This is a genomic window from Acidimangrovimonas pyrenivorans, assembly GCF_042643245.1.
In the GTDB taxonomy this organism is placed as follows: Bacteria; Pseudomonadota; Alphaproteobacteria; order Rhodobacterales; family Rhodobacteraceae; genus Acidimangrovimonas; species Acidimangrovimonas pyrenivorans.
Window position 1 is genome coordinate 130,657 of record NZ_JBHRSK010000004.1, and the last position, 26,307, is coordinate 156,963.

24 protein-coding genes are annotated in these 26,307 nt (G+C 69.4%); 17 read left to right on the forward strand and 7 right to left on the reverse strand.

The genetic code is table 11. The features are described from left to right. Positions 1–171 precede the first annotated feature (171 nt). The 10 genes from ACFOES_RS03600 (at position 172) to ACFOES_RS03645 (ending at position 9,248) form a co-directional block, all read left to right on the forward strand. Positions 172–1,044 (forward strand): lysophospholipid acyltransferase family protein, encoded by an 873-nt coding sequence (locus tag ACFOES_RS03600; protein ID WP_377831807.1) that lies wholly within the window; start codon positions 172–174, stop codon positions 1,042–1,044. A 55-nt stretch (positions 1,045–1,099) separates the two neighbouring features. After that, positions 1,100–1,912 carry a glutamate racemase gene (locus tag ACFOES_RS03605; RefSeq protein ID WP_377831808.1) on the forward strand — a complete coding sequence of 271 codons (813 nt, stop codon included), beginning with the start codon at positions 1,100–1,102 and terminating at the stop codon, positions 1,910–1,912. Between the two features lie 56 nt (positions 1,913–1,968). After that, on the forward strand, positions 1,969–2,997 hold the full coding sequence (gene argC / locus ACFOES_RS03610; protein WP_377831809.1) for an N-acetyl-gamma-glutamyl-phosphate reductase: 1,029 nt from the start codon (positions 1,969–1,971) through the stop codon (positions 2,995–2,997). A 7-nt stretch (positions 2,998–3,004) separates the two neighbouring features. Next, positions 3,005–3,454: a cytochrome c maturation protein CcmE gene (ccmE, locus tag ACFOES_RS03615; protein ID WP_377831810.1), complete on the forward strand. Its 450-nt coding sequence runs from the start codon at positions 3,005–3,007 to the stop codon at positions 3,452–3,454. Between the two features lie 196 nt (positions 3,455–3,650). Continuing rightward, positions 3,651–4,262: a holin-associated N-acetylmuramidase gene (locus tag ACFOES_RS03620; protein ID WP_377831811.1), complete on the forward strand. Its 612-nt coding sequence runs from the start codon at positions 3,651–3,653 to the stop codon at positions 4,260–4,262. Then, positions 4,253–4,753, forward strand: coding sequence for a holin family protein (locus ACFOES_RS03625; protein WP_377831812.1), 501 nt, complete (start codon positions 4,253–4,255; stop codon positions 4,751–4,753). The genes ACFOES_RS03620 and ACFOES_RS03625 overlap by 10 nt, the downstream gene beginning before the upstream one ends. A 192-nt stretch (positions 4,754–4,945) precedes the next feature. Next, positions 4,946–6,922 (forward strand): heme lyase CcmF/NrfE family subunit, encoded by a 1,977-nt coding sequence (locus tag ACFOES_RS03630; protein ID WP_377831813.1) that lies wholly within the window; start codon positions 4,946–4,948, stop codon positions 6,920–6,922. Positions 6,923–6,936: 14 nt separating this feature from the next. Continuing rightward, positions 6,937–7,419 carry a cytochrome c-type biogenesis protein gene (locus ACFOES_RS03635; RefSeq protein ID WP_377832997.1) on the forward strand — a complete coding sequence of 161 codons (483 nt, stop codon included), beginning with the start codon at positions 6,937–6,939 and terminating at the stop codon, positions 7,417–7,419. 92 nt (positions 7,420–7,511) lie between these two features. After that, entirely contained in the window at positions 7,512–8,288 is a 777-nt protein-coding gene (locus ACFOES_RS03640; RefSeq protein WP_377831814.1) for an enoyl-CoA hydratase-related protein, read from the forward strand. Positions 8,289–8,381: 93 nt separating this feature from the next. Continuing rightward, positions 8,382–9,248 (forward strand): MBL fold metallo-hydrolase, encoded by an 867-nt coding sequence (locus tag ACFOES_RS03645; RefSeq protein WP_377831815.1) that lies wholly within the window; start codon positions 8,382–8,384, stop codon positions 9,246–9,248. Between the two features lie 125 nt (positions 9,249–9,373). Here the strand turns inward: ACFOES_RS03645 and gltA are convergent, their stop codons facing one another. After that, positions 9,374–10,669 carry a citrate synthase gene (gltA, locus tag ACFOES_RS03650; RefSeq protein WP_377831816.1) on the reverse strand — a complete coding sequence of 432 codons (1,296 nt, stop codon included), beginning with the start codon at positions 10,667–10,669 and terminating at the stop codon, positions 9,374–9,376. A gap of 83 nt (positions 10,670–10,752) precedes the next feature. Further along, positions 10,753–12,180 carry a glutamate--tRNA ligase gene (gltX, locus tag ACFOES_RS03655; protein ID WP_377831817.1) on the reverse strand — a complete coding sequence of 476 codons (1,428 nt, stop codon included), beginning with the start codon at positions 12,178–12,180 and terminating at the stop codon, positions 10,753–10,755. Positions 12,181–12,280: 100 nt separating this feature from the next. Here gltX and ACFOES_RS03660 point away from each other — a divergent pair, with 100 nt between their 5' ends. Then, complete coding sequence (locus tag ACFOES_RS03660; RefSeq protein ID WP_377831818.1) at positions 12,281–14,494, forward strand: ComEC/Rec2 family competence protein; 2,214 nt, start codon at positions 12,281–12,283, stop codon at positions 14,492–14,494. On the opposite strand, the gene lexA is transcribed toward ACFOES_RS03660, so the two are convergent. Then, on the reverse strand, positions 14,488–15,192 hold the full coding sequence (gene lexA / locus ACFOES_RS03665) for a transcriptional repressor LexA (protein ID WP_377831819.1): 705 nt from the start codon (positions 15,190–15,192) through the stop codon (positions 14,488–14,490). The genes ACFOES_RS03660 and lexA overlap by 7 nt on opposite strands. 237 nt (positions 15,193–15,429) lie before the next feature. Here lexA and ACFOES_RS03670 point away from each other — a divergent pair, with 237 nt between their 5' ends. Then, positions 15,430–16,389 (forward strand): 1-phosphofructokinase family hexose kinase, encoded by a 960-nt coding sequence (locus tag ACFOES_RS03670; RefSeq protein WP_377832998.1) that lies wholly within the window; start codon positions 15,430–15,432, stop codon positions 16,387–16,389. 94 nt (positions 16,390–16,483) lie between these two features. On the opposite strand, the gene ACFOES_RS03675 is transcribed toward ACFOES_RS03670, so the two are convergent. Then, complete coding sequence (locus tag ACFOES_RS03675; protein ID WP_377831820.1) at positions 16,484–17,407, reverse strand: dihydrodipicolinate synthase family protein; 924 nt, start codon at positions 17,405–17,407, stop codon at positions 16,484–16,486. Between the two features lie 220 nt (positions 17,408–17,627). Here ACFOES_RS03675 and ACFOES_RS03680 point away from each other — a divergent pair, with 220 nt between their 5' ends. From ACFOES_RS03680 to modA, 3 genes are all read left to right on the forward strand, one after another. After that, positions 17,628–18,716 (forward strand): DUF475 domain-containing protein, encoded by a 1,089-nt coding sequence (locus tag ACFOES_RS03680; protein ID WP_377831821.1) that lies wholly within the window; start codon positions 17,628–17,630, stop codon positions 18,714–18,716. 104 nt (positions 18,717–18,820) lie between these two features. Further along, on the forward strand, positions 18,821–19,324 hold the full coding sequence (locus tag ACFOES_RS03685) for a winged helix-turn-helix domain-containing protein (RefSeq protein WP_377831822.1): 504 nt from the start codon (positions 18,821–18,823) through the stop codon (positions 19,322–19,324). A 63-nt stretch (positions 19,325–19,387) separates the two neighbouring features. Beyond that, a complete protein-coding gene (modA, locus tag ACFOES_RS03690) occupies positions 19,388–20,194 on the forward strand; it encodes a molybdate ABC transporter substrate-binding protein (protein ID WP_377831823.1) in 807 nt (268 codons plus the stop codon). Between the two features lie 238 nt (positions 20,195–20,432). On the opposite strand, the gene ACFOES_RS03695 is transcribed toward modA, so the two are convergent. Continuing rightward, positions 20,433–21,245 carry a helix-turn-helix domain-containing protein gene (locus ACFOES_RS03695; protein WP_377831824.1) on the reverse strand — a complete coding sequence of 271 codons (813 nt, stop codon included), beginning with the start codon at positions 21,243–21,245 and terminating at the stop codon, positions 20,433–20,435. Positions 21,246–21,451: 206 nt separating this feature from the next. Between ACFOES_RS03695 and ACFOES_RS03700 the strand changes: the two genes are divergently transcribed. Beyond that, on the forward strand, positions 21,452–21,895 hold the full coding sequence (locus tag ACFOES_RS03700) for a hypothetical protein (RefSeq protein WP_377831825.1): 444 nt from the start codon (positions 21,452–21,454) through the stop codon (positions 21,893–21,895). A gap of 42 nt (positions 21,896–21,937) precedes the next feature. Here ACFOES_RS03700 and ilvN read toward each other — a convergent pair whose 3' ends face one another. Continuing rightward, a complete protein-coding gene (gene ilvN / locus ACFOES_RS03705; RefSeq protein ID WP_377831827.1) occupies positions 21,938–22,498 on the reverse strand; it encodes an acetolactate synthase small subunit in 561 nt (186 codons plus the stop codon). 62 nt (positions 22,499–22,560) lie between these two features. Next, positions 22,561–24,327 (reverse strand): acetolactate synthase 3 large subunit, encoded by a 1,767-nt coding sequence (locus ACFOES_RS03710; RefSeq protein WP_377831828.1) that lies wholly within the window; start codon positions 24,325–24,327, stop codon positions 22,561–22,563. A 655-nt stretch (positions 24,328–24,982) separates the two neighbouring features. Here ACFOES_RS03710 and ACFOES_RS03715 point away from each other — a divergent pair. Beyond that, entirely contained in the window at positions 24,983–26,089 is a 1,107-nt protein-coding gene (locus tag ACFOES_RS03715; RefSeq protein WP_377831829.1) for a TRAP transporter substrate-binding protein, read from the forward strand. Positions 26,090–26,307 lie beyond the last annotated feature (218 nt).

Consider the following 26,307-nt stretch of genomic DNA (forward strand, 5'->3'; position numbering starts at 1 on the left):
CGTTCCAGGACGACACTGGCTCCGCCCGGCCTTCGCGCCGGGCGTTGCCTTTGGATGGCACGCTGCAGTGTCCCCGGGGGGGGGCGTCGCGAAACTGTGATCTTCGCTGGCCAGACTCGGCAAAACCCGCTATGGCCGCGCGCGACGGCGGCGGCGCAACGAGGAGCCGGGATGGACAGACGAGCCACGCGCGAGATCAGCTATGCCTATTCGGCGCAGAGCCGCGGCGGCCGGGCGCTGATCCGGGCGATCGAGAACACGACCGGCCGGATCGGCCTGATCCGCCGCGCCGAGGGCTACGAGCACGAGGTCGCGCGGGGCCGCAGCTTCTGGGAGGTGATCGCCGACCGCTACGGGCTGAGCCTCGAAGTCACCGGCGGCGCGCTCGATCACATCCCGGCCAACGGCCCGCTGGTGCTGATCGCCAATCACCCCTACGGCATCCTCGACGGGCTGATGATGGGGCTGCTGCTCGACCGGGTGCGCGGCGATTTTCGCATTCTCGCCCATAACGTCTTCCGCCGCGCCGAGGAACTCGACCGCGTCGTGCTGCCGATCTCCTTCGACGAGACCAAGGAGGCGATGAAGCTCAACCTGCAGACCCGGGCGACGGCGCTGAGCTACCTCGGCGAGGGCGGGGCGATCGGTATTTTCCCGGGCGGCACCGTCTCGACCTCGGCCCGGCCCTTCGGCCGGCCGATGGACCCGGGTTGGCGCAATTTCACCGCCAAGATGATCGCCCGGTCGAACGCCACCGTCGTCCCGGTGTTCTTCGAGGGCCATAACAGCCGGCTGTTCCAGCTGCTCAGCCACCTCCACCCGACGCTGCGGATGGGGCTGCTGATCAAGGAGTTCCGCCGCCGCATCAACCGCCCCGTCCGCATCGTCGTCGGCGCGCCGATCGCCTCGGCCCGGCTCGACGCCTTGAAGCCCGACCCGAAAGCCATGATGGATTTCCTGCGCCGGGCGACGTATGACTTGTCCCCGACTCCCTTGAAGTCCGACGAATACGGCTTCGAGTTCGAGGAGAAATACAAGGCCTGACAGGGTCTTGGCGGATTTTCAGGGGGCGTGGCCCCGGTTTGGCGGGATTGGGCAGATGGCGGTTGGCGTTTTCGATTCTGGCCTCGGCGGGCTGACCGTGCTCGACGCGGTGGCCAAGCGGCTGCCCGAGATCCCCTTCGTCTATTTCGCCGACAGCGCCCATGCGCCCTATGGCGTGCGCGATGCCGACGACATCTTCAACCTGACCTGCGCCGCGGTCGAACGGCTGTGGGACGAGGGCTGCGACCTCGTCATCCTCGCCTGCAACACCGCCTCCGCCGCTGCCCTGCGCCGGATGCAGGAGACCTGGCTGCCCGAGGGCAAGCGCGTGCTCGGCGTCTTCGTGCCGCTGATCGAGGCGCTGACCGAGCGGCAATGGGGCGACAATTCCCCGCCGCGCGAGGTGGCGGTCAAGCATGTCGCGCTGTTCGCCACCCCGGCCACCGTGTCGTCCCGCGCCTTCCAGCGCGAGCTGGCCTTCCGTGCCATCGGCGTCGATGTCGAGGCCCAGCCCTGCGGCGGCGTCGTCGACGCGATCGAGGAGGGCGACGAGATCCTGGCCGAGGCGCTGGTGCGATCCCATGTCGAGGCGCTCAAGCGGCGGATGCCGACGCCCGAGGCGGCGATCCTCGGCTGCACCCATTACCCGCTGATGAAGGCACAGTTCCAGGATGCGCTGGGGCCGGAAGTCACCCTGTTCTCGCAGGCCGACCTGGTGGCCGACAGCCTGGCCGATTACCTCGACCGCCATCCCGACATGCTGGGCAGCGGCACCGAGTCGAAGTTCCTGACCACCGGCGATCCGCGCCGGGTGTCGGACAAGGCGGTGCAGTTCCTGCGACGAAAGATCGAGTTCCAGGCCGCCTGATTGCCGCGGCCGCCGCTTTGATCTAAACAACACCCCGACTTTGCAGAGGGCATGAGATGACCCACAAGATCGCCATTCTTGGCGCCTCCGGCTATACCGGCGCCGAACTCGTCCGGCTGATTGCCACCCACCCGTCGATGGAGATCGTCGCGCTGACCGGCGACCGCAAGGCCGGGATGGCAATGGCCGAGGTCTTCCCCTTCCTGCGCCACCTCGACCTGCCGACGCTGTGCAAGATCGAGGAGGTCGATTTCTCGGGCGTCGACCTCGCCTTCTGCGCCCTGCCGCATGCCACCAGCCAGGCGGTGATCTCCAAGCTGCCGCGCGACCTCAAGGTCGTCGACCTGTCGGCCGATTTCCGGCTGCGCGATCCGGCGGAATATCAGAAATGGTACGGCAAGCCTCATTCGGCGGTCGAGCTGCAGAAAGAGGCCGTCTACGGCCTGACCGAGTTCTACCGCGACGAGATCCGCGCCGCCCGGCTGGTCGCGGGGACGGGCTGCAACGCCGCCACCGGCCAATATGCGCTGCGGCCGCTGATCGCGGCCGGTGTCATCGACCTCGACCAGATCACCATCGACCTCAAGGCCGGGGTCTCGGGCGCGGGCCGCAGCCTGAAGGAGAACCTGCTCCATGCCGAGCTCTCCGAGGGCACCCATGCCTATGCCGCCGGCGGCAAGCACCGGCATCTGGGCGAGTTCGACCAGGAGTTTTCCAAGGTCGCCGGCCGGCCGGTGCTGGTCCAGTTCACCCCGCACCTGCTGCCGATGAACCGGGGCATCCTGGCGACGGTCTATGTCCACGGCGATGCCGAGGAGATCCACGCCACCCTGGCCGCGGCCTACGAGCGCGAGACCTTCCTCGAGGTGCTGCCTTTTGGCGCACTCCCCTCGACACGGGATGTCCGCGGCTCCAATTTCGTTCATATCGGTGTGACTGCGGACCGGATCCCGGGCCGTGCCATCGTGGTCGCCGCGCTTGACAACCTTGCCAAGGGGTCGTCAGGTCAAGCGATCCAGAACGCGAACCTTATGCTGGGGGCGGAGGAGACCGCGGGCCTGATGCTGGCGCCGGTGTTCCCGTGAGGAGGCCATGAAGGGACTGAAGAAGAAACGGCGGGTGCAGATCATCATCGTCGCGGCGGTGGCGCTGGTCCTGTCGACGGCGATGATCGGCTACGCGATGCGCGACGGGATCAATTTCTTCCGCTCGCCGACCCAGGTGGCCGAACACATGCCGCCCGCCAACGAGGTGTTCCGCATCGGCGGGCTGGTCGAGAAGGGCAGCCTGGTGCGCGGCCAGGGCAAGACGATCACCTTCCGCGTCACCGACACCAAGTCCTCGATCCCGGTCCATTACACCGGTGTGCTGCCCGACCTGTTCTCGGAAGGCACCGGCATGGTGGCGACCGGCCGGATGCAGGACGGCGTCTTCAACGCGACCGAGATCCTTGCCAAGCATGACGAGAACTACATGCCCAAGGAAGTCATCGACGCGCTGAAGGAGCAGGGCGTCTACGAGGCGCCGGGCGGCTCGAGCTGAGTCCGCGGATCAGCTGAGAAATCGAATAGTGAAGGGGGTGCGGGAAACCGCGCCCCTTTTTCATCTTCACCCAAATATCCCCGCCGGAGGCATCCGGCCTCTTCGCCGCGCCGCCGCCTGGCCACCGCACGCCGCTCTCAGCTGATCTTAACCGTCGCGCCGCAGCCTTCCCCGCAGCCACCAGCCGGGGAAGCCCATGCAGACCGTCCAGGACATCGCCGCCGAAATCGTCGCCCGCGAGGGCGGCTACGTCAACGATCCCGCCGATCCCGGCGGGGCGACGAAATACGGGGTAACGCTGGCGACGATGCGCCGGCTCGGCATCGACCTGACCGGCGACGGCCAGGTGACCGAGGCCGATGTCCAGCGCCTCAGCCGCGGCCGGGCGACCGAGATCTTCGTCGATCACTATTACAAGGGACCGCATCTCGACGCGCTGCCGCCGGTGCTGCAGCCCTCGGTCTTCGACATGTATGTCAATGCCGGTGCCAACGCGGTGCGCATCCTGCAGCGGCTGGTGACGCGGATGGGTTATGCCTGCGCCGATGATGGGGCGATCGGGCCGAAGACGACCGCCGCCGTGCAGGCGGCGGCGCGGGCGGCGCCGGATCACATCGCCGACGCCTATGCCATCGCGAGGCGCAACTACTACTTCCGCCTCGCCGATGCCCGCCCGGCGAGCCGCAAATACGCCCGCACCAGGGCGGGCGGCAAGGGCGGGTGGATCACCCGGGCCGAAACCTTCATGGCGCCGAAATACCGCCTGACCGCGGCCCAGTTCCAGGAAAGGACAGCGCAATGGGGCTGATCTCGCGCCTTTTCGGCGGCCCGGCCGCCACCGCCGCCCTCGGCAACGCGATCACCGGTGTCGCCGAGACCTTCACCCCCAGCGCCACCAAGCGCATGGAGTTGAGCCAGCAGGCCTATCTGGCGGCACAGCAGGAGGCCGGGGCCGAGTTCGCCAGCCCCGGCGCCGGCGGTTTCGACCGCTTCGTCAACGGCCTCAACCGCCTGCCGCGGCCGCTGCTCGCCTTCGGCACGCTCGGCCTGTTTGTCGACGCGATGGTCGATCCGGCCGGCTTCGCCACCCGCATGACCGGGCTCGCCGCGGTGCCGCAGCCGCTGTGGTGGCTGCTCGGCGCCATCGTCTCGTTCTATTTCGGCGCCCGCGAGGCGCATTACTTCCGCCTCGACCGCAGCGCGCGCCCCGGCGTGCCGGCCTCCGCCGCCTCGCGCCCCGTCGCGGAAGACGAGCCAAACGCCGCCCTCGACAACTGGCGCAACGACCAGGGGCGCTGAGCTCTCTCTTCCAACCCCTTTCATCTTCATGCAAATATCCCGCGGGGGCCCGGGGGTGCGAACCCCCCGGCGCCCTCCGCCGGCGCCACCGGCAGTCCTTGTCAATCACCCCGACAAAATCGTGATCCGAGCCTTGCGACATCGGCGCGCAGGGATATTGGCGGGATGCGCGAGAACGAATATGATCGCCGCATGTTTACAGAACTCGGCCACTTCGCCCTCGCCCTGGCGCTCGTCGTAGCGATCGTCCAGACCATCGTTCCCCTGATCGGCGCCCACAAGGGGTGGTCGGGCTGGATGGCGGTGGCCGATCCCGCCGCCACCACGCAGTTCCTGCTGGTCGCCTTCTCCTTCGTCGCGCTGACCTGGGCCTTCGTCAGCGACGACTTCTCGCTCAAGCTGGTGGCCGACAACTCGCACACGCTCAAGCCGTTGATCTACAAGATTTCCGGCGTCTGGGGGAACCACGAGGGCTCGATGCTGCTCTGGGTGCTGATCCTGTCGATGTTCGGCGCCTGCGCAAGCTGGTTCGGCGGCAACCTGCCGCCGTCGCTCAAGGCCCGCGTGCTCTCGGTCCAGGCGCTGATCGGGGTGGCCTTCTACTTCTTCATCCTGCTGACCTCGAACCCGTTCCTGCGCCTCGCCGTGCCGCCGATGAACGGGCAGGGGATGAACCCGCTGCTGCAGGACCCGGGCCTCGCCTTCCACCCGCCCTTCCTCTATCTCGGCTATGTCGGCCTCTCGATGTCCTTCTCCTTCGCCATCGCGGCGCTGATCGAGGGCCGGGTCGACGCCGCCTGGGCGCGCTGGGTGCGGCCGTGGACGCTGGCGGCCTGGCTGTTCCTGACCATCGGCATCGCGCTCGGCTCGCTCTGGGCCTATTACGAACTCGGCTGGGGCGGGTTCTGGTTCTGGGACCCGGTCGAGAACGCCTCGTTCATGCCGTGGCTGATCGCCGCCGCGCTGCTGCACAGCGCCATCGTGGTCGAGAAGCGCGAGGCGCTGAAAAGCTGGACCATCCTGCTTGCCATCATCGCCTTCGGCTTCTCTCTCATCGGCACCTTCATCGTCCGTTCCGGCGTCATCACCTCGGTCCATGCCTTCGCCTCGGACCCGCGGCGCGGCGTCTTCATCCTGGCGCTGGTCGCCATCTTCATGGGCGGGGCGCTGACCCTCTATGCCGCCCGCGCCAGCAGCATGGAGGCCAAGGGCGTGTTCTCGACCGTCAGCCGCGAGACGGCGCTGGTGATGAATAACGTGCTGCTGGCCGTCGCCGCCTTCGTCGTCTTCATCGGCACGATCTGGCCACTGGTGGCCGAGATGGTGTTTCACCGCAAGCTCTCGGTCGGCGCGCCGTTCTTCGATCTCGCCTTCACCCCGTTCATGGTGGCGCTGGCGATGATCCTGCCCGTCGGCGCCCTGCTGCCGTGGAAGCGCGGCCGGCTCGACCGGGCGATGCGTCCCTTGTGGGGCGTGCTGGCGCTGTCGCTGGCGCTCGGCGCGCTGGTCTGGGCGCTGCAGACCGACCGCTCGGCGCTCGGACCGCTTGGCGTCATCCTCGGCATCTGGCTGGTCGGCGGCTCGCTGGCCGACCTGTGGCAGCGTTCGGGCCGCGGCGACCTGGGCAGCAAGCTGCGCCGCGTCACCCGCCTGCCGCGGGCCGACTGGGGCAAGGCCGTGGCCCATGCCGGGCTCGGCATCACCATCTTCGGCATCGCCGCCATCCTGGCCTGGCAGACCGAGGATATCCGGGTGGCCAAGATCGGCGAGACCTTCAGCGTCGGGCCCTATGACATCACGCTCAAGGACGTGCGGCCGGTCCAGGGGCCGAACTACCGTTCGAGCATGGCCGACATGGTGGTCAGCAAGGCCGGGCGCAAGGAATTCACCCTGCATCCCGAGAAACGCTTCTACCCGGTCGCCGGCATGCCGACCACCGAGGCCGCGATCAAGAGCGGGCCGTTCGGCGACGTCTACCTCGTCGTCGGCGATCCGCAGGATGGCGGCGGCTACGCGGTCCGGACCTATATCAAGCCCTTCGCCGACTGGATCTGGGGCGGGGCGATCATCATGGCCTTCGGCGGCTTCCTCAGCCTGTCCGACCGGCGCTACCGCGTCGCCGCCGGCGCGCGCAAGACGGCGCCTGCCAATGCGGTGGCGGCGGAATGAGCGCCCTTGCCCTCCTGCGTCGCGCGGCGCTGATCCTGGCGCTGCTGCTGCCCGGCGTCGCCGTGCTGCCGGTGGTCACCGCGACCCCGGCTCTGGCGGTGCAGCCGAGCGAGATGCTCAAGGACCCCAAGCTGGAAGCGCGGGCGCGCGAGATCTCGGCCGGGCTGCGCTGCCTGGTCTGCCGCAACGAGTCGATCGACGATTCCAACGCCAAGCTGGCGCATGACCTGCGGGTGCTGGTGCGCGAGCGGCTCACCGCCGGCGACACCAACCAGCAGGTCGTCGATTACATCGTCGCCCGCTACGGCGAATACGTGCTGCTCAAGCCGACGACCCGGGGCGCCAACCTGATCCTGTGGATCGCCGGGCCGGTGATGCTGCTGCTGGGGCTGCTCATTGCCTTCCTCTACCAGCGCCAGCGGCGCGGCAAGGGCGAGGGCGCGGCAGAGCTGAGCCCCGAGGAAGAGGCGCGGCTGGCCGAGCTCCTGAAAGAGTGAGCCAGCGACTGAATCGTCCCATGTGACGCGCCGTTCCCCTTTCCTCTGGCGCCCGGGGGCCTATTCTGGCCACCGGTTTGCGGGAGGAACGGATGGCCTATAAGACGATCAGCTACGCGGCGGAGAACGGCATCGGGGTGCTGACCCTGAACCGGCCCGACGTGATGAACGCCCTCAACAGCACGATGCGGGCCGAGATGCGGGCCGCGGTCGAGGCCGCGCCCGAAACGGCGCGGGTGCTGGTGATCACCGGTGCCGGGCGCGGCTTCTGCGCCGGCCAGGACCTGACCGACCGGGCCGGGGACGAAGAGCTCGATCTCGAGACCACGCTGCGGGACGAATACGAGCCGCTGTTGCGGGCGATCGCCGACAGCCCGATCCCGACCATCGCCGCGGTCAACGGCGCCGCCGCCGGGGCGGGGGCGAATATCGCGCTGGCCGCCGACGTGGTGATCGCGGCGCAGAGCGCGGTGTTCCTGCAGGCCTTCACCCGGATCGGGCTGATCCCCGATGCCGGCGGCACCTATACCCTGCCGCGGCTGATGGGGATGGCGCGGGCGATGGGGGCGGCGCTGTTCGCCGACAAGATCACCGCGCGCCAGGCGGAAGACTGGGGCATGATCTGGGAATGCACCGCCGACGACGATTTCGAGGCCCACTGGCAGGCCCGGGCCGCCCATCTGGCGAACGGCCCGACCGGCGCCTATGCCCGCGTCAAAGAGGCGCTGCGGGCCAGCCTGGGAAACGACCTCGACGCGCAACTGGCGCTGGAGGCCAGGCTGCAGGGCGAATGCGGCCGCAGCGACGATTTCCGCGAGGGCGTCGCCGCCTTCCTGGAAAAGCGCAAACCGCGCTTCACCGGGCGCTGAAACCCGCTGACCGCCCAGTGACCGCCTTGTGACGCCGCCGGCCCCTTGTGTGGGGCGGCGGCCTTCCCATCTTGTGGGCAAGGAGGTGCGGCAATGAAATCACCGATCGTAGAGAGTTTCTGGGACGAGGCCACGGGCAGCTGGCAATATGTCTTCCACGACCCGGCGACGATGCAGGGCGCCGTGGTCGACCCGGTATGGAACTTCGACCCGCTGGCCTGCGCCACCCGCACCGACAGCGCCGCGGAATTGCTGGACTACATCCGCGCCACCGGCATCGAGGTGGCCTGGATCCTCGACACCCATCCCCATGCCGACCATTTCTCGGCCGCGCCCTGGCTGAAGGAGAAGCTGGGCACGCCGACCGCGATCGGTGAACACGTGGTCAAGGTGCAGAAGCTGTGGCAGGAGATCTACCACCTGCCGGACCTCCCGGCCGACGGCGCGCAATGGGACCGGCTGTTCGCCGATGGCGAGGAATTCATGGTCGGCGAGATCCCGGTCAGGGTGATCCATTCGCCCGGCCACACCCTGGCCTCGGTCACCTATGTCGCCGGCGATGCCGCCTTCGTCCACGACACGCTGATGATGCCCGACAGCGGCACCAGCCGGGCCGATTTTCCCGGCGGTTCCTCGGCCGAGCTCTACGACAGCCTGCAGCGCATCCTGGCCCTGCCCGGAGAGACCCGGCTCTATGTCGGTCACGATTACGCCCCGGGCCGGCCGGCGCAGTGCATGGCGACGGTGGCCGAGCAGAAGGCGCGCAACATCCATCTCAGGGACGCCCCCGACGCCGCGACCTACCGCGCCCGGCGCGACAAGCGCGATGCGACGCTGCCGCTGCCCAAGCTGATGCTGGCGGCGCTGCAGGTGAATATCCGCGGCGGCCGGCTGCCCGAGCCGGAAAGCGACGGCCGCAGCTACCTCAAGCTGCCGCTGAACTATTTCGAGCCGCGCTGAGCGGGGGCTGCTCGTGCCCTTCTGGGCGGCGTCGCGCAGAGGCGCCGCAGGACAGCGATGAGCGGAACCCGTAACGAAAACGGCCGCCCCGGGGGGGCGGCCGCTGTCATTTCGAGATGTGCCGGTCAACGCTTGGCGACGTCGACATAGTCGCGCCGCGGGGCGCCGACATAGAGCTGGCGCGGCCGGCCGATCTTCTGGTGCTGGTCGGCGATCATCTCTTTCCACTGCGAGATCCAGCCGACGGTCCGCGACAGGGCGAAGATCGGGGTGAACATCGAGGTCGGGAAGCCCATCGCCTCGAGGATGATGCCCGAGTAGAAGTCGACGTTCGGGTAGAGCTTCTTGGAGACGAAATACTCGTCCTCGAGCGCGATCTTCTCGAGCTCCTTGGCGACCTTCAGCGTCTCGTTGTCGTGGATGCCGAGCAGTTCCAGCACCTCGTCGGCGCTTTCCTTCATCACCTTGGCGCGTGGGTCGAAGTTCTTGTAGACCCGGTGGCCGAAGCCCATCAGGCGGAACGGATCGTTCTTGTCCTTGGCCCGGGCGATGAATTCCGGGATCCGGTCGACGGTGCCGATTTCGCGCAGCATTTCCAGGCAGGCCTGGTTGGCGCCGCCATGGGCCGGGCCCCAGAGGCAGGCGATGCCGGCGGCGATGCAGGCGAAGGGGTTGGCGCCCGACGAACCGGCCAGGCGGACGGTCGAGGTCGAGGCGTTCTGCTCGTGATCGGCGTGGAGCATGAAGATGCGGTCCATCGCCTTGGCCAGCGCCGGCTCGATCTTGTAGGGCTCGGCCGGGACCGAGAAGCACATGTTGAGGAAGTTCGAGGCGTAGTCGAGATCGTTGCGCGGATAGACGAAGGGCTGGCCGATCGAATACTTGTAGGCCATCGCCGCGATCGTCGGCATCTTGGCGATCATCCGGATCGCCGCCACCTCGCGCTGCCACGGATCCGAGATGTCGGTCGAATCGTGGTAGAAGGCCGACATCGCGCCGACGACGCCGACCATGGTCGCCATCGGGTGGGCGTCGCGGCGGAAGCCGCGGAAGAAGTTGTGCATCTGCTCATGCACCATGGTATGGCGCGTGACGCGGGTCTCGAACTCTTCAATCTGGGTCGCATCCGGCAGCTCGCCGTAAAGCAGCAGGTAGCAGACTTCGAGGAAATGCGACTGGTCGGCGAGCTGCTCGATCGGGTAGCCGCGATAGAGCAGCTCGCCCTTGTCACCGTCGATATAGGTGATCGTCGAATCGCAGGACGCGGTCGAGGTGAAGCCCGGGTCGTAGGTGAAGACATCGCCCTGGGCATAGAGCTTGCGGATGTCGATCACCTCGGGGCCGGCCGTCGGCGCGTAGATCGGCAACTCGATCTTCTTGTTATCGAGCAGCAGGGTCGCAGTCTTGTTGGTTTCCGCCATCGTCATCCCTCTTCTGGAAGCCGCCGCGGACGGTCCGCGCGGCTGTGAACGTCTCAGTCCGGGGCGCGAGGCGGAGATCCGCCTCAGCCCGCCGCGTCGGTCAGCCGCGCGATGGTTTCCTCGCGGCCGATGACGAGCATCATATCGAAGACGCTGGGGGTCACCGTTCGGCCGGCAAGCGCGGCCCGAAGCGGTCCGGCGATCTTGCCAAGGCCGAGCTCATGCGCCTCGGCCACGGCGGCGACGACAGCCTCCAGCCCGTCCCGCGTCCAGCTAGCATTTTGCAGCTGCGGCGTCAATTCTGTCAGTATACCACGGGATACAGCATCCAGCGCCTTGGCCGATTTCGCATCCGGCTCGATCGGGCGCGAGGCGAGGACAAAGTGGCCCTTTTCAAGAAGTTGCGGGAAGGTTTTCGCGCGATCCTTGAGGTGCGGCATGGCCCGCAACAGGCCATCACGTTGTGGTTCCGTCAGCGCCGGAAGCCCCGCCGCGACCAGGTAGGCCTCGATCTCGCGCAGCAGCGCGGCATCTTCCGTCACCGCGATATGCTGGCCGCAGATGTTTTCCAGTTTCTTGAAGTCGAGCCGCGCCGGCGCGCGGCCGATTCCGTCGAGATCGAACCAGTCCAGCGCCTGCTCGGTGGTGAAGAACTCGTCGTCGCCATGGCTCCAGCCGAGTCGCGCCAGGTAGTTGCGCATCCCCGCCGCCGGGTAGCCCATCGCCTGGTATTCCTCGACCCCGAGCGCGCCGTGGCGCTTCGACAGCTTCTTGCCGTCGGGGCCGTGGATCAGCGGGATATGGGCCCAGACCGGCTCGTCCCAGCCCATCGCGCGGTAGACCATCGCCTGGCGCGCGGAGTTGTTCAGGTGGTCGTCCCCGCGGATCACGTGGGTCACGGCCATGTCATGGTCATCGACGACAACGGCCAGCATGTAGGTCGGCGTGCCATCGGACCGTAGACAGATCATGTCGTCGAGCTGGTCGTTGCGGAATTTCACCGTGCCCTGAACCTTGTCCTCGATCACCGTCTCGCCGTCGCGCGGGGCCTTCATCCGGATCACGTAGGGCGCGTCGGGGTGGGTCGCCGGATCGGCGTCGCGCCACGGGCTGCGGAACAGGGTCGAGCGGCCCTCGGCCCGTGCGGCCTCGCGGAAGGCCTCGATCTCGTCCTGGGTCGAGAAGCACTTGTAGGCGGCGCCGCTGGCCAGCATCTGCTGCGCCACCGCGACATGGCGGTCGGCGCGGGCGAACTGGCTGATCGGCTCGCCATCCCAGTCCAGGCCGAGCCAGCGCAGCCCGCGCAGGATCGCCTCGGTCGCCTCGGGGGTCGAGCGGGCGCGGTCGGTATCCTCGATCCGCAGCAGGAACTTGCCGCCGCGGCCGCGGGCATAGAGCCAGTTGAACAGCGCCGTGCGGCCGCCGCCGATATGCAGGTAACCGGTCGGCGAGGGCGCGAACCGGGTGACCACAGGCTTGTCGGAAGACCGCCGGGGCGCGGCGTCGGACATCGGGGCGGACGTCGAGGCGGACATGGGAATTAACCTTTCGGAAACCAGGGGAGAGCTAGCGTCGGCGCTTGTCTAGGCAATAGGGGGGGCGAGAACAAGGGTGCCGCGCTGGAGCCATCCGCTCGACGCGCTGCTGGCGGCGCGGGGGCTGTTATTCCCCTGGCTGGCGGTCTGCCTCGGGCTCGGCATCGGCGGCTATTTCGCCCTGCCGCGCGAGCCGACGGGCCGGGAATGGGCCGGGCTGGCCCTGGCCTGGGCCGCGGCAGTGGCAATCTGGCGCTTGGCGGGCGCGCGCTGGCAGGCGCCGGCGCTGGGGCTGGCGGCGCTGCTCGCCGGGGCGCTGGCGGCCGGGGCGCGGGCCCATCTGGTGGCGGCGCCGGTGCTCGGCCACCCCTATTACGGCGCGGTGCAGGGCCGGATCGTCGCCATCGACCGCGCCGCCAGCGGCAAGCTGCGGCTGGTGCTGGACCAGGTCGTCCTCGACGGCCCGGACCGGGGCGCGACCCCGGCGCGGGTCCGGATCGCGCTGTCCGACCCGCCGCGCCACCTTTCGCCGCTGCCGGGCCAGGTCGTTCTGCTGACCGCTCACCTGTTGCCGCCGCAGGGCCCGGCCGAGCCCGGCGGCTTCGATTTCCGCCGCCTCGCCTGGTTCCGGCAGCTCGGCGCGGTGGGCGATACGCGGGTGCCGGTGCTGCTCTGGGCCCCGGCCGGGCGCGGCCTGCTGTCGGGCGGCTGGCTGGCGCGGCAGCGGCTGGGGCTGGCGGCGGCGATCCGGGCCCGGATCCCGGGCGATCCCGGCGCCTTTGCCGCCGCGGTGGCGACCGGCGACCGGTCCGGCATCGGCGCCCAGGCCGTCACCGATCTGCGCGCCGCCAACCTGGCCCATCTGCTGGCCATTTCCGGGCTGCATATGGGGCTGCTGGTCGGCTTCGTCTTCGCGGTGCTGCGCTACGGCCTGACCCTGGTGCCGCCGCTGACGCTGCGGCTGCCGGTGAAGAAGATCGCGGCCGCCGGGGCGCTGCTGGCCGCCACAGCCTACCTGGCGCTGTCGGGTGGCAATATCGCGACCCAGCGGGCCTTCGTCATGGTCGCGGTGATGCTGGGCGCGGTGCTGGCCGACCGGCAGGCGCTGACCCTGCGCGCGGTCGCCATCGCCGCCTGCCTGCTGCTGCTGACGCGACCCGAGAGCCTGCTGTCGCCGGGTTTCCAGATGTCCTTCGCCGCCACCACCGCGCTGGTCGCCGCCTTCGGCGCGCTGCGCGGCCTGTTGAGCGCCGTGCCCCGGGTCCCGCGCACGGTGCTGGCGATGGCGCTTTCCTCGGCGGTGGCCGGGCTGGCGACGGCGCCGATCGCGGCGGCCACCTTCGGCCGGGTGGCGGAATACGGGTTGCCGGCCAACCTGCTGGCGGTGCCGGCGATGGGGTTGATCGTCATGCCGGCGGCGGTCGCCGCCGCGCTGCTCGCGCCGCTCGGGCTGGCGGGGCCGGCGCTCTGGCTGATGGGGCGGGGCGCGGCCTGGGTGCTGGCGGTCGCCGCCTGGGTGGCGGGGCTGCCCGGCGCGGTGCTGCCGGTGAAGCAGCCCGGTGCCGTCGTCTTGCCGTTGCTGGCGCTGGCGGGGCTTTGGCTGGTGCTGTGGCGCGGCTGGCCGCGCTGGCTCGGGCCGCCGGCGATGGCCGCGGCGCTGCTGTTGTGGAGCCAGGCCGGCCGGCCGCTGCTGCTGGTCGCGGCCGATGGCGGGCTGGTCGGGCTGATGACCCCGGCTGGCCGCGTGCTGTCGAAACCCTCCGGCGCCGGCTTCGTCGCGCGAAGCTGGCTGCAGGCCGATGGCGATGGCGCCAGCCAGGGCGCAGCGGCGGCCCGGCCGGGCCTGTCCGGACCGCCGGGCCGACGCCGGTTCCGCCTTGCCGGACTGCCGGTGGCGCAGCTGACCGGGCGTGGCGCGGCCGAAGCCTTCGACGCGGCCTGCGCGCAGGCACGGCTGGTGATCCTGTCGGTCGAGGCGCCCGATCGCCCGGCACCGGTGCCCCGAAGGGCCGCGCATCCGGCCGCAATCCCGTCCGTCCGGCCGGGGCAGGGAGAGGCCACCGCCGGGCGCTGCCGCGTCATCGACCCGCGCCTGCTGCGCCGCAGCGGCGGCCTGGCGCTTTCGGTCGCGGCGGGAACGCTCACCTTTACCAGCGCCGCACAACTGGCCGGCCGCCGGCTCTGGACCCCGGCCATGCGCCAGGGGAGTGGGAGCACGGCCGCCCTGGCCCCGCTGCGGCTGCCGGGCAGGGAGCGCGGGCCGCCCCGGGATGGCCCGGCGGCTCAGTAGCTGCGGATCAACCCGACCAGCCGGCCCTGCACCTTGACCTGGTGGTCGGGCAGCATCCGGGTCTCGTAGGCCGGGTTGGCGGCCTCGAGCGCGATCATGCCGCCCTTGCGCCGGAAGCGTTTCAGCGTCGCCTCTTGATCCTCGATCAGCGCGACCACGATATCGCCGTTATCGGCGGTGTTCTGTGAGCGGATCACCACGATGTCACCATCGTTGATCCCGGCCTCGATCATCGAGTCGCCGCGCACCTCGAGCGCGTAATGCTGGCCCGCGCCCGACAGCATGCTGCCCGGCACCGCGACGTGATGCGAGACATGCTCGATCGCCTCGATCGGCGTGCCGGCGGCGATGCGCCCCATCACCGGCAGGTCCAGCGCCGCCGCCTCGACCGGCCGCGCGGCGGCCGGCGTTTCGGGCCGACTGCCCTCGACCAGCTGCGGCGTGAACCCCGGCGTTGTGGTGGCACCGGCGGCCCCGGCGAGGGACTCGGGCAGCTTGATCACCTCGATCGCCCGCGCGCGATGGGCGAGGCGGCGGATGAAGCCACGTTCCTCCAGCGCCGTGATCAGCCGGTGAATGCCCGATTTCGACTTCAGGGCCAGCGCGTCCTTCATCTCGTCGAAAGAAGGCGGCACCCCGTCCCGCTGCAACCGCTTGTTGATGAAATCGAGCAGTTCCAACTGCTTGCGGGTCAGCATAGGATGGCCTCCGGCATCGTGACATCTGGGTGTTCGGGGTATGTTCTAACCGCGTTCCCGTTTTGTGTCAATCCTGCCGCGAGTCGCGGCAACCGGCTCCGGCCGCCTTCGGCTTCTTCTTTGTGGAAATACTCCGGGGGTCCGGGGGCAGCGCCCCCGGCCTTGCCGGCGATTGAACTGGGGGCTGGAATCGGGTTGGCTGGGCCGGCTGCCCTGGGAGCGAACAAGATGACCGAGTTGCGCGATGTTCTCACCGTCACCCTGAACCCGGCGCTGGACCTGTCGACCATGGTCGACGAGGTCCGGCCGGGCCCGAAGCTGCGCTGCGCCCCGCCGCTGACCGATCCCGGTGGCGGCGGCACCAACGTCTCGCGCGCGATCCGCTTCCTGGGCGGCAGCAGCCGGGCGCTGGTGGCGGCGGGCGGGGCGACCGGCGAGCGGTTGTTGGACCTGCTGGCCGAGGCCGGGATCGGCACCCTGGCGCTGGCGGCGCCGGGCGAGACGCGGCAGAGCCTGTCGGTGACGGATCGCGGCACCGGCGAGCAGTATCGCTTCGTGCTGCCCGGGCCGGTCTGGGGGCCGGCGGATGTCGGCCAGGCGCTGGGGGCGATCGCCGGCGCTGCGCGCGACATCGTCGTGCTCTCGGGCAGCCAGCCGCCGGGCGTGCCGGAGGATTTCCCGCTCCGGCTGGCGCGCCGGCTGGCCGGGCGATCGGGGGGCCGGGTGCGGCTGATCGTCGACACTTCGGGCGGACCGTTGCGGGCGCTGGCGGCGGCCGGCCGGGGGCCGGCGCCCTGGGTGCTGCGGATGGATGGCGAGGAGGCCGAGGAACTGGCCGGCCGGCCGCTGCCGAGCGATGACGAGGCGGCCCGTTTCGCCGCCGGGCTGGTCGATCGCGGCGTCGCCGAGGTGGTGATCCTGGCCCGCGGTGGCGACGGCGCGGTGCTGGCGGCGCCCGGGCTTCGGCTGCACGCGGCCTCGGCCCCGGTCAAGGTGGTCAGCAAGGTCGGCGCCGGCGACAGCTTCGTCGGCGCCCTGACCCTGGCGCTGGCCCGGGACGAGGGGCTGGAGATGGCGCTGCGCAAGGGCAACGCGGCGGCCAGCGCGGCGGTGATGACCGAGGCGACCCGTCTGTGCCGGCGCGAGGATGCCGAGGCGCTGCTCGCGGCCTGCGTCGCCCGCCGGCTGCCGGACTAGGGTCTGGCCGGCCGGGCAGGGGCGCTGGCCCTGTCCCGGACCGGGGGGCCGGGATCCCCCCGCGGGACTTTCTGTCCGAAAAGGGCCGGAACCGTCAGGTGCCGAGGCTGTCCAGCCGGGCCTGCTGGCGGTCGATCAGGGTGGCGATCTCGGCGAGCGTGTCGGGGCTGAGCGCGGGACCGGGCCGGCGCAGGGTCGGATGGGCGATGGCGCCGCGCAGGGCCAGGATATGCTTGCGGATCGCCAGGCCGAGGCCGGGCTGGGCTTCGTAGCGGATCAGCGGCAGGTAGGCGTCGAAGAGGTCGCGGGCACGGTCCGGGTCGCCGGCGGCATCGGCGGCGGTGACGCCCGCCATCATCTCGGGGAAGGCGAAGCCGGTCATCGCCCCGTCGGCGCCGCGGCCCAGCTCCTCGGGCAGGAACTGGCCGCCATTGCCGCACAGGATCGAGATCCGGCGGGCGCCTCCGGCCTCGGCCCGGCGCAGGGCGGCGATCTTGTCGAGCCCGGGCCAGTCCTCGTGCTTGAGCATGACGCAGCTCGGGATCTCGGCGAAGATCTTCAGCAGCACCGGGACCGGGATCGTCACCCCGGTGACCAGCGGGAAATCCTGCAGCACGAAGGGCGTGTCGCCCAGCACCTGCGCCACCTGGGCGTAGTAATCGAAGATCTGGGCGTCGGCGCGCAGGCTGGCCGGCGGCGCGACCATGACCCCGGCGGCGCCGGCCTCGACCGCGCCGCGCGCCAGCTCGGCCATCGCGGCGAAGCCGGGCGAGGAGACGCCGGCGACGATCGGCACGCGCCCCGCCACCGCCTCGGCGGCGCGGCGGATCACGGCGAGGCTTTCCGCCTGCGTCAGCTTGGGCGCCTCGCCCATGACGCCGAGCAGGGTCAGCCCGGTGGCGCCGCGGGCGAGGTAGAACTCGACCATCCGCCCGACGCTGTCGAGATCGAGCCCGCCATCGGGCAGGAACGGGGTGGCGGCGATGGTGAAGACGCCGCGGGCGGTCGCGTCGAGCATGTCGGCCTCCTGTCGCTGGCGCGATCATGCGGCAGGCGCGGGGATGCGGCAAGCGTCGGGGCGGCGGCAGGTGTCGGGGCGGCGGCGGGTGTCGGGACGGCGGCGGGTGTCAGGACGGCGGCGGGCGGGCCCGCGGCCCCCGGGTTGTGCCACCGGCCGCGCATCCCTATCTAGAACGAAACCCCGCCATTGGGACGCGCGGCGGGGAAGGGGACGCAGGATGAGAGCAGCAATGCAGCATTTCCGCTGGGCCTTCGTGGCCACGGCGGCCGGGCTTGTCCTGGCGTTCTGGCTCGGCTGGCGCTTCACCGGCACCCTGTCCGGCGCGATGTCGGCGCTGATCATCGGCGCGGTGCTGGCGGTGCTGGAAATCTCGCTGTCCTTCGACAACGCCATCGTCAATGCCAACAAGCTCAAGGACATGACGCCGGTCTGGCAGCGTCGTTTCCTGACCTGGGGCATCGTCATCGCCGTTTTCGGGATGCGGATCGTCTTTCCGCTCGCCATCGTGGCCGTCGCCGCCCATATCGGCCCGCTGGCGGCGATCAAGCTGGCCGCCACCGATCCCGAGACCTATGCCGACATCATCGGCCATGCCCACCTGTCGATCGCGGCCTTCGGCGGCACCTTCCTGATGATGGTCGGGCTGAGCTATTTCGTCGACGAGCACAAGGAGGTCGACTGGTTCTGCACCCTCGAATGCCGGCTGCGCCAATGCGCCAGCGTGCGCGGGCTGGAGATTGCCTTCGTGCTGGTGCTGATGCTGGGCTTCGCCTCGGCCCTGCCGGGGCCGGCGGCGCGCGAATTCCTGTTCGCGGCGCTGTTCGGGCTGCTGACCTTCACCGCGGTCGAGCTGCTGGGCCACGTGCTGGATGCCGGCGACGCGGCGCGCGACATCGCCCGCGCCGGCGGGCTCGGCGCCTTTCTCTATCTCGAGGTGCTGGACGCCTCGTTCAGCTTCGACGGCGTCATCGGCGCCTTCGCCCTGACCCAGAACCTGTTCCTGATCGCCATCGGTCTCGGCATCGGCGCGATGTATGTCCGCTCGCTGACGCTGATGCTGGTCGAGCGCAAGACCCTGGCCCAGTTCCGCTATCTCGAGCACGGCGCGTTCTACTCGATCCTGGCGCTGTCGGTGATCATGTATGCCCAGACGCTGATCCATATCTCCGAACTGGTGACCGGGGCGCTGGGGGCGGCGCTGATCGGGCTCTCGCTGTGGTCCTCGATCCGCTACAACCGGCGCATGATGGCCGCGGCCCGGAGCCATGACGCGGACGAGGAAAAGCCGCTGTCGCAGAAGGCCTGACGGGCGCTCCGCTGCCGCGGCGCTCACCGAGCGTTGAAAGCGGCCGCCGCCCGGAAGGCCGCATTCCGCTTGCAAACCGCGGCGAAGGACGGGATTCTGGCGCCATGAGCCAGGATGCGCCAGAGACATCTTCAGAGACTTCCCCGGACCGGCCCGACGCAAGGCAGGCCGAGACCGGGCAGGCCGAGACCGGGCAGGCCGACACGGCGACCGCAGCGGCCGCCGACCCGGAGGCGCCGCGGCTGCGGCTGCGGCTGGTCTTCGGCTCCGACCTCGTGCTCGGGCCGGGCAAGGCCGACCTGCTGGAACTGATCCGCGACACCGGCTCGATCTCGGCCGCCGGCCGGCGCATGCGGATGAGCTACAAGCGCGCCTGGCTGCTGGTCGAGGAGATGAATGCCGCCTTCCGCAGTCCGGTCGTCGAAAGCACGCGCGGCGGCGCCCAGGGCGGCGGCGCGCAGCTGACCGAGACCGGCGAAACGGTGTTGGCCGCCTTCCGCGGTTTCGAGGCCGAGGCGGCACGCGCCGGAGCCGAGCAGATCGCCGCCTTGCGCGGGTTGTTGCGGCCGGCAGAGGGCGACGCGGCCGGGGACGGCGGATCGGGCTGAACGGCGGCGGGACGACACTTCTTCACGAACAGGACTGTGGCGCGGTGGCGCCGGGAGGGTGAGATGCGCAGAGCAGGATGCGGGCTGATCGGAATTGTGCTGGCCGTGCTGGCCGCGATGCCGGGGCAGGCGGCTCAGCAGCCGCAAATGCAGCCGCAGGCGCAACAGCCGGCGGCCGCCGCGGCCAGGGTGGCGGTGGCGGCGGATTTCGCGCCCTGCGCCCGCGCCATCGCCGCTGCCTTCGCCAAGACGACGGGCGAGACGGTGACTGTGGTGGCGGCACCGACCGCCGAGCTGCGCCGCCAGATCCTCAAGGGCGCGCCCTATGACGTGCTGCTTTCGGCCGATGCGCGGACGCCGGAGGGGCTCGAGGCCGCCGGGCTGGTGGTGCCGGGCAGCCGCTTCACCTATGCCACCGGCAAGCTGGTGCTGTGGAGCCCGCGCCCCGGCGCCTTCGACAACGGCGCGATCGAGGCGCTGAGCGCACGGGGGATGGGCCGCGTCGCGGTCACCGATCCCAGGACCAGCCCCTACGGCGCCGCCGCGCGCGAAACGCTCGAGGCAATGGGGCTGTGGCGCAAGCTGCATTTCCGGCTGCGCCGCGCGCCGACGCCGGGCGCGGCCTTCGACCTGGCGCAGAGCGGCAAGGCCGGGGCGGCGCTGGTCCCGGCGGCCGAGCTGCGCGGGCCGCACAAGGGGGCGGGCGGCACCGCCTATCCCGTGCCCGCGGACGACTATGCCCCGATCCGCCAGGTGGCCGCGCTGCTCAAGCAGGGCCGGGGCAACCCGGCGGCGCAGGATTTCCTCGCCTTCCTCGCCGGCGCCGAGGGCCGCAAGATCGTGCGGCGCTTCGGCTTCGGCACCAGCTGACCGGGCTGCCGCCGGCGGGCTGGATAGACGCCCGACTGGCGGGATCGAGCGGCCGCGGTCTGCCGTCCGTGCGCGACGCTCGTATTGCGGAGGGGCGTGGCTGCCACAAACCGCGAAGCTCGACAGTCGGGAGCGCCATCCCACGGGCAGGCGCCCGCCCCGCTCACGTCTCGCCCCGCTCATGTCTCGCCAAGCGGAGCCGCCGCCAGGAGGCCGCCGTTTCCGGCCGCGGCCCGCCTCAGATCGAGGCCGGCACCGTCGCCAGCAGGTCGCGGATCTTGACCGGCACCTTGTCCATGTCGCGCAGCCCGCATTCCCGTGCTGCGGCGATGCCGGCGGGCAGGCCCGGCGGCAGCCGCTCGAGGATGCTGAAGGACAGCCGCCGCATCCCGATCAGCCGCCGCCGGGTCAGGAACGAGATCCCGCCGAGGAAATCGGGCCGGCCGCCGAGGCTGTATTCGAAGAAACCGATCGACATCATCCGCGCCGCATGGGTCGCGCAATAGAGCGATACCCCGTCGTCATGCTGCAGGAAGACGCCGTAATAGACCGATTCCGCCGGGGTCTGGCGCGCCGCCTGGCTCAGCATCGGGTTGGGCAGCTCGTAGCCCTTGAACAGCTTGACCCCATCCTGGGTGTAGACCCGGCACATGTCCGAGATCACCTTGTCGGGGAAATTGAAGGAATTGCGCCAGAACCGGTAGAGCCCGTCCGGCAGCCGCTCGTGATCGATGCCGAAATCGTTCTTCGACAGCACCAGATCGGCGGCGACCCCGGCGATCATCTCGGCCGGGCCGGGGCGCTGCACTTCGAGCGGTTCGAGCAGGATGCGGGCGTCGACATCGAAGTAGCGGCAGATGCGGTCGAGCACGTCGGGGCGCGGGAAGGTCTCGCCGGCGAGGTAGCGGTTGAACTGGGTGCGGTTGATTCCCAGCTTGGCGCAAAGCGCGGTGACCGATTCCTCGGCCGCGGCGAGTCGGCGCAGGTTGGTGCCGAAGACCGACCGCAGGTCGGCGGGTGTCGACGAGGCCCGCTTTCTTGATACGCTCATCTCTCTTTCCGTTTTCGCGGCAAGGTTGTGGCCGGAATCGCGCCTGACGCTAATTAACGTCACCCTGACGCTTTTCGCAATTCCCTGCGGTGCCGCGTGACACAAAATCGTGGCGCATCAGCCGAAATGCGACCTCGGCAGCCGTCTCCCCCGGCGCTAGCCTTTTCGACAAGCGAAGTGCTTGAGCGGCGAGAAGGAGAACGGTGATGAACGGTATCGTGCTTTGGAGCTGCCCTGAGACCTGGCGGGCGATTATCTGGTGCGAGGATCATGCGGATCTGGTCCAGGCGCGGGGCGAGGCGTGTTTCGTGGCCGGTGCGGCCTTTCCGGAAGAGGGCGACCTGATCGCCTGCGAGCTGTCGGCAGGCGCGGGCGGTTACCAGGCCAGCGCGGTGCGGGTGCTGCTGCGCGGCGCCATCCCCGACGCCGCCGCCATCCTGCGCGCTGCGGTGCCGCAAGCGTCGGAAGAGGCCGGCCATGCCGCCGTCCCGGCGCCGGTCACGGCCCCGGTTCCGGCCTCCGAGACGCGCCCGGAGATGCGCCCCGGGGCCCATCTGGCCGTGGTTTCCTCGGCGCCTGGCCGCCGGCCGCGCCTCGCGGCGACGGCCAAGGGGCCGCGGCCGGCCCTGCAACTGGCCGTGGCCAGCTGAGGCCGGGAAGGCGCGGCGCCCTGCCGGAGGCCGGGGCCGCGCCTAGCAGCCGCGCGACAGCGCCGCGACGCCGGTGCGGGCGATCTCCTTCAGGCCGAGCGGCCGCATCAGGTCGGCGAAGGCGTCGATCTTGTCGGCGGTGCCGGTGATCTCGAAGACGAAGCTCTCCAGCGTCGAATCCACCACCGAGGCGCGGAAGATGTCGGCCAGCCGCAGCGCCTCGACCCGCTGGTCGCCCTTGCCACAGACCTTGAACAGCGCCAGTTCGCGCTGCACCGCCGGGCCCTCGACCGTCAGGTCGTGGACCTCGTGCACCGGCACCATGCGGGCAAGCTGGGCCTTGATCTGCTCGATCACCTGCGGCGTGCCGCTGGTGACGATGGTGATCCGGCTGCGATGGCCCTTGTGGTCGACCTCGGCCACGGTCAGGCTCTCGATATTGTAGCCCCGGCCCGAGAACAGCCCGATGACGCGGGCCAGGACCCCGGCCTCGTTATCGACCACCACGGCCAGGGTATGGACCTCGATCACCTCGGCATTGGGATCGCGCAGGTCATAGGCGGAATGGCTGCTCGCGCCCTTCTTGATGTTCAGTGCCGACATCTTCTGCCCTTCATCTTCACAAATTGTCCCGAAAGGGCCGGGGGCGGGCCCCGGCCTCGGTCTTAAACCAGCGCCGCGCCCTGGCCCGAGATCACCCCCTGGGTCTCGGCCTCGCCCAGCAGCATCTCGTTATGCGGCTTGCCCGAGGGGATCATCGGGAAGCAGTTCTCGTGCTTCTCGACCAGGCAATCGAAGATCACCGGACCGTCATACTCGATCATCTCCATGATCGCGTCGTCCAGGTCCTTGGGGTCCTTGCACTGGATGCCCTTGCAGCCGAAGGCCTCGGCCAGCTTGACGAAATCGGGCAGGCTCTCGCTCCAGGAATGGCTGTAGCGCTCGCCATGCAGCAGTTCCTGCCACTGCCGGACCATGCCCAGCCGCTCGTTGTTGAGGATGAACTGCTTGACCGGGGCGCGGAACTGCATCGCCGTGCCCATCTCCTGCATGTTCATCAGCCACGAGGCCTCGCCCGCGACGTTGATCACCAGCGCCTCGGGATGCGCCACCTGCACCCCGATCGAGGCCGGCAACCCGTAGCCCATCGTGCCCAGCCCGCCCGAGGTCATCCAGCGGTTCGGCTCCTCGAAGCCGAGGAACTGGGCCGCCCACATCTGGTGCTGGCCGACCTCGGTGGTGATGTAGCGGTCGCGGCCCTTGGTCAGGGCTTCCAGCCGCTGCAGCGCGTATTGCGGCTTGATCAGCGTTTCCGAGCCGCGATAGGCGAGGCAGTTGACCTTCTTCCACTCGCCGATCCGGCTCCACCATTTCGCCAGGCCGTCCTTGTTCACCTTGCGGCCGCGCGCCTTCCAGATCCGCAGCATGTCCTCGAGCACATGGGCGACGTCGCCGACGATCGGGATGTCGACATGGATCGTCTTGTTGATCGACGAGGCGTCGATATCGACATGGGCCTTGCGCGACCGCGGGCTGAAATCGGCGACGCGGCCGGTGATCCGGTCGTCGAACCGCGCCCCGATATTGATCATCAGGTCGCAATCATGCATCGCTAGGTTGGCCTCGTAGAGCCCGTGCATCCCCAGCATGCCCAGCCACTTGTCGCCCGAGGCCGGGTAGGCGCCCAGCCCCATCAGGGTCGAGGTGATCGGAAAGCCGGTGGCCTCGACCAGCTCGCGCAGCAACTGGCTGGCGGCGGGGCCCGAGTTGATGACGCCGCCGCCGGTGTAGAAGATCGGCCGCTCGGCGGTCTCCATCAACTCGACCAGCGCGGTGATCGCCTCGGTGTCGCCCTTGACCCTGGGCTGGTAGTGGTCGGTCTGCGCCTTCTGCGGCGGGGTATAGGCGCCGGTGGCGAACTGCACGTCCTTGGGAATGTCGACCAGCACCGGGCCGGGGCGGCCCTTGGTGGCGACATGGAAGGCCTGGTGGATGGTCTCGGACAGCTTGTTGGGATCCTTGACCAGCCAGTTGTGCTTGGTGCAGGGCCGGGTGATGCCGACCGTGTCGGCCTCCTGGAAGGCGTCGTTGCCGATCAGGAAGGTCGGCACCTGGCCCGACAGCACGATGACCGGGATCGAATCCATCAGCGCGTCGGTGATGCCGGTGACGGCGTTGGTCGCGCCCGGGCCCGAGGTGACGATGACCACGCCGGGCTTGCCGGTCGAGCGGGCATAGCCCTCGGCCATGTGCACCGCGCCCTGCTCGTGGCGGACGAGGACGTGGCGGATCTCGTTCTGCTGGAAGATCTCGTCATAGATCGGGAGTACGGCGCCGCCGGGGTAGCCGAACACCACCTCGACCCCCTGGTCCTTCAGAGCCTGAACAACCATCCTCGCGCCGGTCATCGCCTTCGTCATCGTCTTCTCCATCCGCCGCACCGCGCGGCTCTTCGGCAATCGCTCATCTTCGCAACAAAAAGCCCCCGGTTTTGAAGCGGGGGCGCATGGGGGGATATTCAGGTGTCCGTTACCGGCCCATGCACCACGTTCCCACAAGTACGAGAATGACGTTCATTCCCCGAGTCCTTTCGCTGCTGCGCGGCGGAGACTAGGGGGCCGGCCAGAGGCCGTCAACCGCGAAAACGCCGCTTGTCGATAACGAATATGTCGCACCGGGCGGGTTCGCTTGCCGAATCTTGCGTGAGGTGGCGGAAATGACGCAAGAAGCGTAAAAAATGCTGACCTATTTTGCGGCTGCGACAGCGGCTTCCGCGGCGGTCCTTTCCGAAGCCGGCCGCTGCGAAGCCGGGATCGCGAAACCGGGATCGCGAAACCGGGGATGTGACCGGAGCGGGCCGCGGGCGATGCCCTGTGAGGGGCAACTGCCGTTTTGCTTTGCGCCGTCGGGGCCGGCGGGCGGCGGCCGACCTCGGGGAAATACGTGGTTTCGGGGCGCAAAAGTATGTAATTGTCGTGCCGTGCTGGACAGGCGAAAAGGGGTGTGTAAAGTGCGGGCCATCAGTCGAAGCCCGGGCAGCAAGTCCTTGGGCCGTCTGGCCAAAGCTAAACTCAGGGGAGGAACCCAATGGATCGTCGTTCATTTCTGAAGAAGGCCGCCGTCGGTGGCGTGGGCGCCGCCGGTGCCGCCACGCTGGCCGCGCCCGCGGTCGCTCAGTCGATGCCGAAGATCAACTGGCGTATGACCTCGTCGTTCCCGAAATCGCTCGACACCATCTACGGTGCCGCGGAAACGATGGCGAAATACGTCGAAGCCATGACCGATGGCAATTTCAAGATCCAGGTCTTCGCCGCGGGCGAGATCGTCGGCGGCCTGCAGGCGGCTGACGCGGCCGCCGCCGGCACCGTCGAGGCTTGCCACACCGCCTCGTACTACTACTGGGGCAAGGACCCGACCTGGGCCCTGGCCACCGCGGTGCCGTTCAGCCTGAACTACCGTCAGATGAATGCCTGGTACTACTACGGCAACGGCATCGACCTGACCAACGAGTTCTTCAACGCCCAGGGCCTGCAGGCCTATCCGTGCGGCAACACCGGCGCCCAGATGGGCGGCTGGTACCGCAAGGAGATCAACTCGCTGGCCGACGTCAAGGGCCTGAAGATGCGGATCGGGGGCTTCGGCGGCAAGGTCATGGAAGCCATCGGCGCCGTGCCGCAGCAGATCGCCGGCGGCGACATCTACCCGGCGCTGGAAAAGGGCACGCTCGACGCCTGCGAATGGGTCGGCCCCTATGACGACGAGAAGCTCGGCTTCTACAAGGTCGCGCCCTACTACTACTACCCGGGTTTCTGGGAAGGTGGCCCGACGCTGTCGTCGATGTTCAACCTGGACGCCTGGAACAAGCTGCCCGACGGCTACAAGGCCGTGCTGAAGACCGCCTGCGAGGCGGCCAACGGCAACATGATGGCCAGCTACGACTGGAAGAACCCGCCGGCGCTGAAGCGTCTGGTGGCCAAGGGCACCAAGCTGCGCCCGTTCTCGGTCGAGATCCTGTCGGCGGCCTACGATGCGTCGCAGTCGATCTACTCGGACATCTCGGCCAAGAACGCGTCGTTCAAGAAGATCCGCGACAGCCAGGTCGCCTTCATGCGCGACTCGTTCCTGTGGACCCAGCTGTCGGAGTACAACTACGACACCTTCATGATGCAGATGGACAACGCCGGCAAAATCTGAGCCGACGTTCCCGACTGACACGGATCCCGGGGAGGCGACTCCCCGGGGTTTTTCTTTGCCGATGTCACAAACGCGCGCTGGCCGGCTTCGAACCCATAGCGGGCTTTGGCCTGCCCTCCTTGGCCTGCCCCCCGGCCCGGAAACAAGGCGCTCCGCGCCGTCGTGCCGGGGCGGGGAACCGGGTCGTTCCGTTGAACCGGCCAATGCAGAGGTGTCGC

Excerpts from the sequence above, each read along its gene's own strand:
- argC (WP_377831809.1), top strand. The coding sequence starts at position 1,969 with ATGACCCACAAGATCGCCATTCTTGGCGCCTCCGGCTATACCGGCGCC.
- ACFOES_RS03715 (WP_377831829.1), top strand. The coding sequence starts at position 24,983 with ATGGATCGTCGTTCATTTCTGAAGAAGGCCGCCGTCGGTGGCGTGGGC.
- ACFOES_RS03680 (WP_377831821.1), top strand. The coding sequence starts at position 17,628 with ATGAGAGCAGCAATGCAGCATTTCCGCTGGGCCTTCGTGGCCACGGCG.
- ACFOES_RS03600 (WP_377831807.1), top strand. The coding sequence starts at position 172 with ATGGACAGACGAGCCACGCGCGAGATCAGCTATGCCTATTCGGCGCAG.
- ACFOES_RS03700 (WP_377831825.1), top strand. The coding sequence starts at position 21,452 with ATGAACGGTATCGTGCTTTGGAGCTGCCCTGAGACCTGGCGGGCGATT.
- ccmE (WP_377831810.1), top strand. The coding sequence starts at position 3,005 with ATGAAGGGACTGAAGAAGAAACGGCGGGTGCAGATCATCATCGTCGCG.
- gltX (WP_377831817.1), bottom strand. The coding sequence starts at position 12,180 with ATGTCCGACGCCGCGCCCCGGCGGTCTTCCGACAAGCCTGTGGTCACC.
- ACFOES_RS03605 (WP_377831808.1), top strand. The coding sequence starts at position 1,100 with ATGGCGGTTGGCGTTTTCGATTCTGGCCTCGGCGGGCTGACCGTGCTC.
- ACFOES_RS03640 (WP_377831814.1), top strand. The coding sequence starts at position 7,512 with ATGGCCTATAAGACGATCAGCTACGCGGCGGAGAACGGCATCGGGGTG.
- lexA (WP_377831819.1), bottom strand. The coding sequence starts at position 15,192 with ATGCTGACCCGCAAGCAGTTGGAACTGCTCGATTTCATCAACAAGCGG.
- ilvN (WP_377831827.1), bottom strand. The coding sequence starts at position 22,498 with ATGTCGGCACTGAACATCAAGAAGGGCGCGAGCAGCCATTCCGCCTAT.
- ACFOES_RS03620 (WP_377831811.1), top strand. The coding sequence starts at position 3,651 with ATGCAGACCGTCCAGGACATCGCCGCCGAAATCGTCGCCCGCGAGGGC.
- ACFOES_RS03645 (WP_377831815.1), top strand. The coding sequence starts at position 8,382 with ATGAAATCACCGATCGTAGAGAGTTTCTGGGACGAGGCCACGGGCAGC.
- ACFOES_RS03630 (WP_377831813.1), top strand. The coding sequence starts at position 4,946 with ATGTTTACAGAACTCGGCCACTTCGCCCTCGCCCTGGCGCTCGTCGTA.
- ACFOES_RS03710 (WP_377831828.1), bottom strand. The coding sequence starts at position 24,327 with ATGGAGAAGACGATGACGAAGGCGATGACCGGCGCGAGGATGGTTGTT.
- ACFOES_RS03685 (WP_377831822.1), top strand. The coding sequence starts at position 18,821 with ATGAGCCAGGATGCGCCAGAGACATCTTCAGAGACTTCCCCGGACCGG.
- ACFOES_RS03625 (WP_377831812.1), top strand. The coding sequence starts at position 4,253 with ATGGGGCTGATCTCGCGCCTTTTCGGCGGCCCGGCCGCCACCGCCGCC.
- ACFOES_RS03675 (WP_377831820.1), bottom strand. The coding sequence starts at position 17,407 with ATGCTCGACGCGACCGCCCGCGGCGTCTTCACCATCGCCGCCACCCCG.
- ACFOES_RS03695 (WP_377831824.1), bottom strand. The coding sequence starts at position 21,245 with ATGAGCGTATCAAGAAAGCGGGCCTCGTCGACACCCGCCGACCTGCGG.
- modA (WP_377831823.1), top strand. The coding sequence starts at position 19,388 with ATGCGCAGAGCAGGATGCGGGCTGATCGGAATTGTGCTGGCCGTGCTG.
- gltA (WP_377831816.1), bottom strand. The coding sequence starts at position 10,669 with ATGGCGGAAACCAACAAGACTGCGACCCTGCTGCTCGATAACAAGAAG.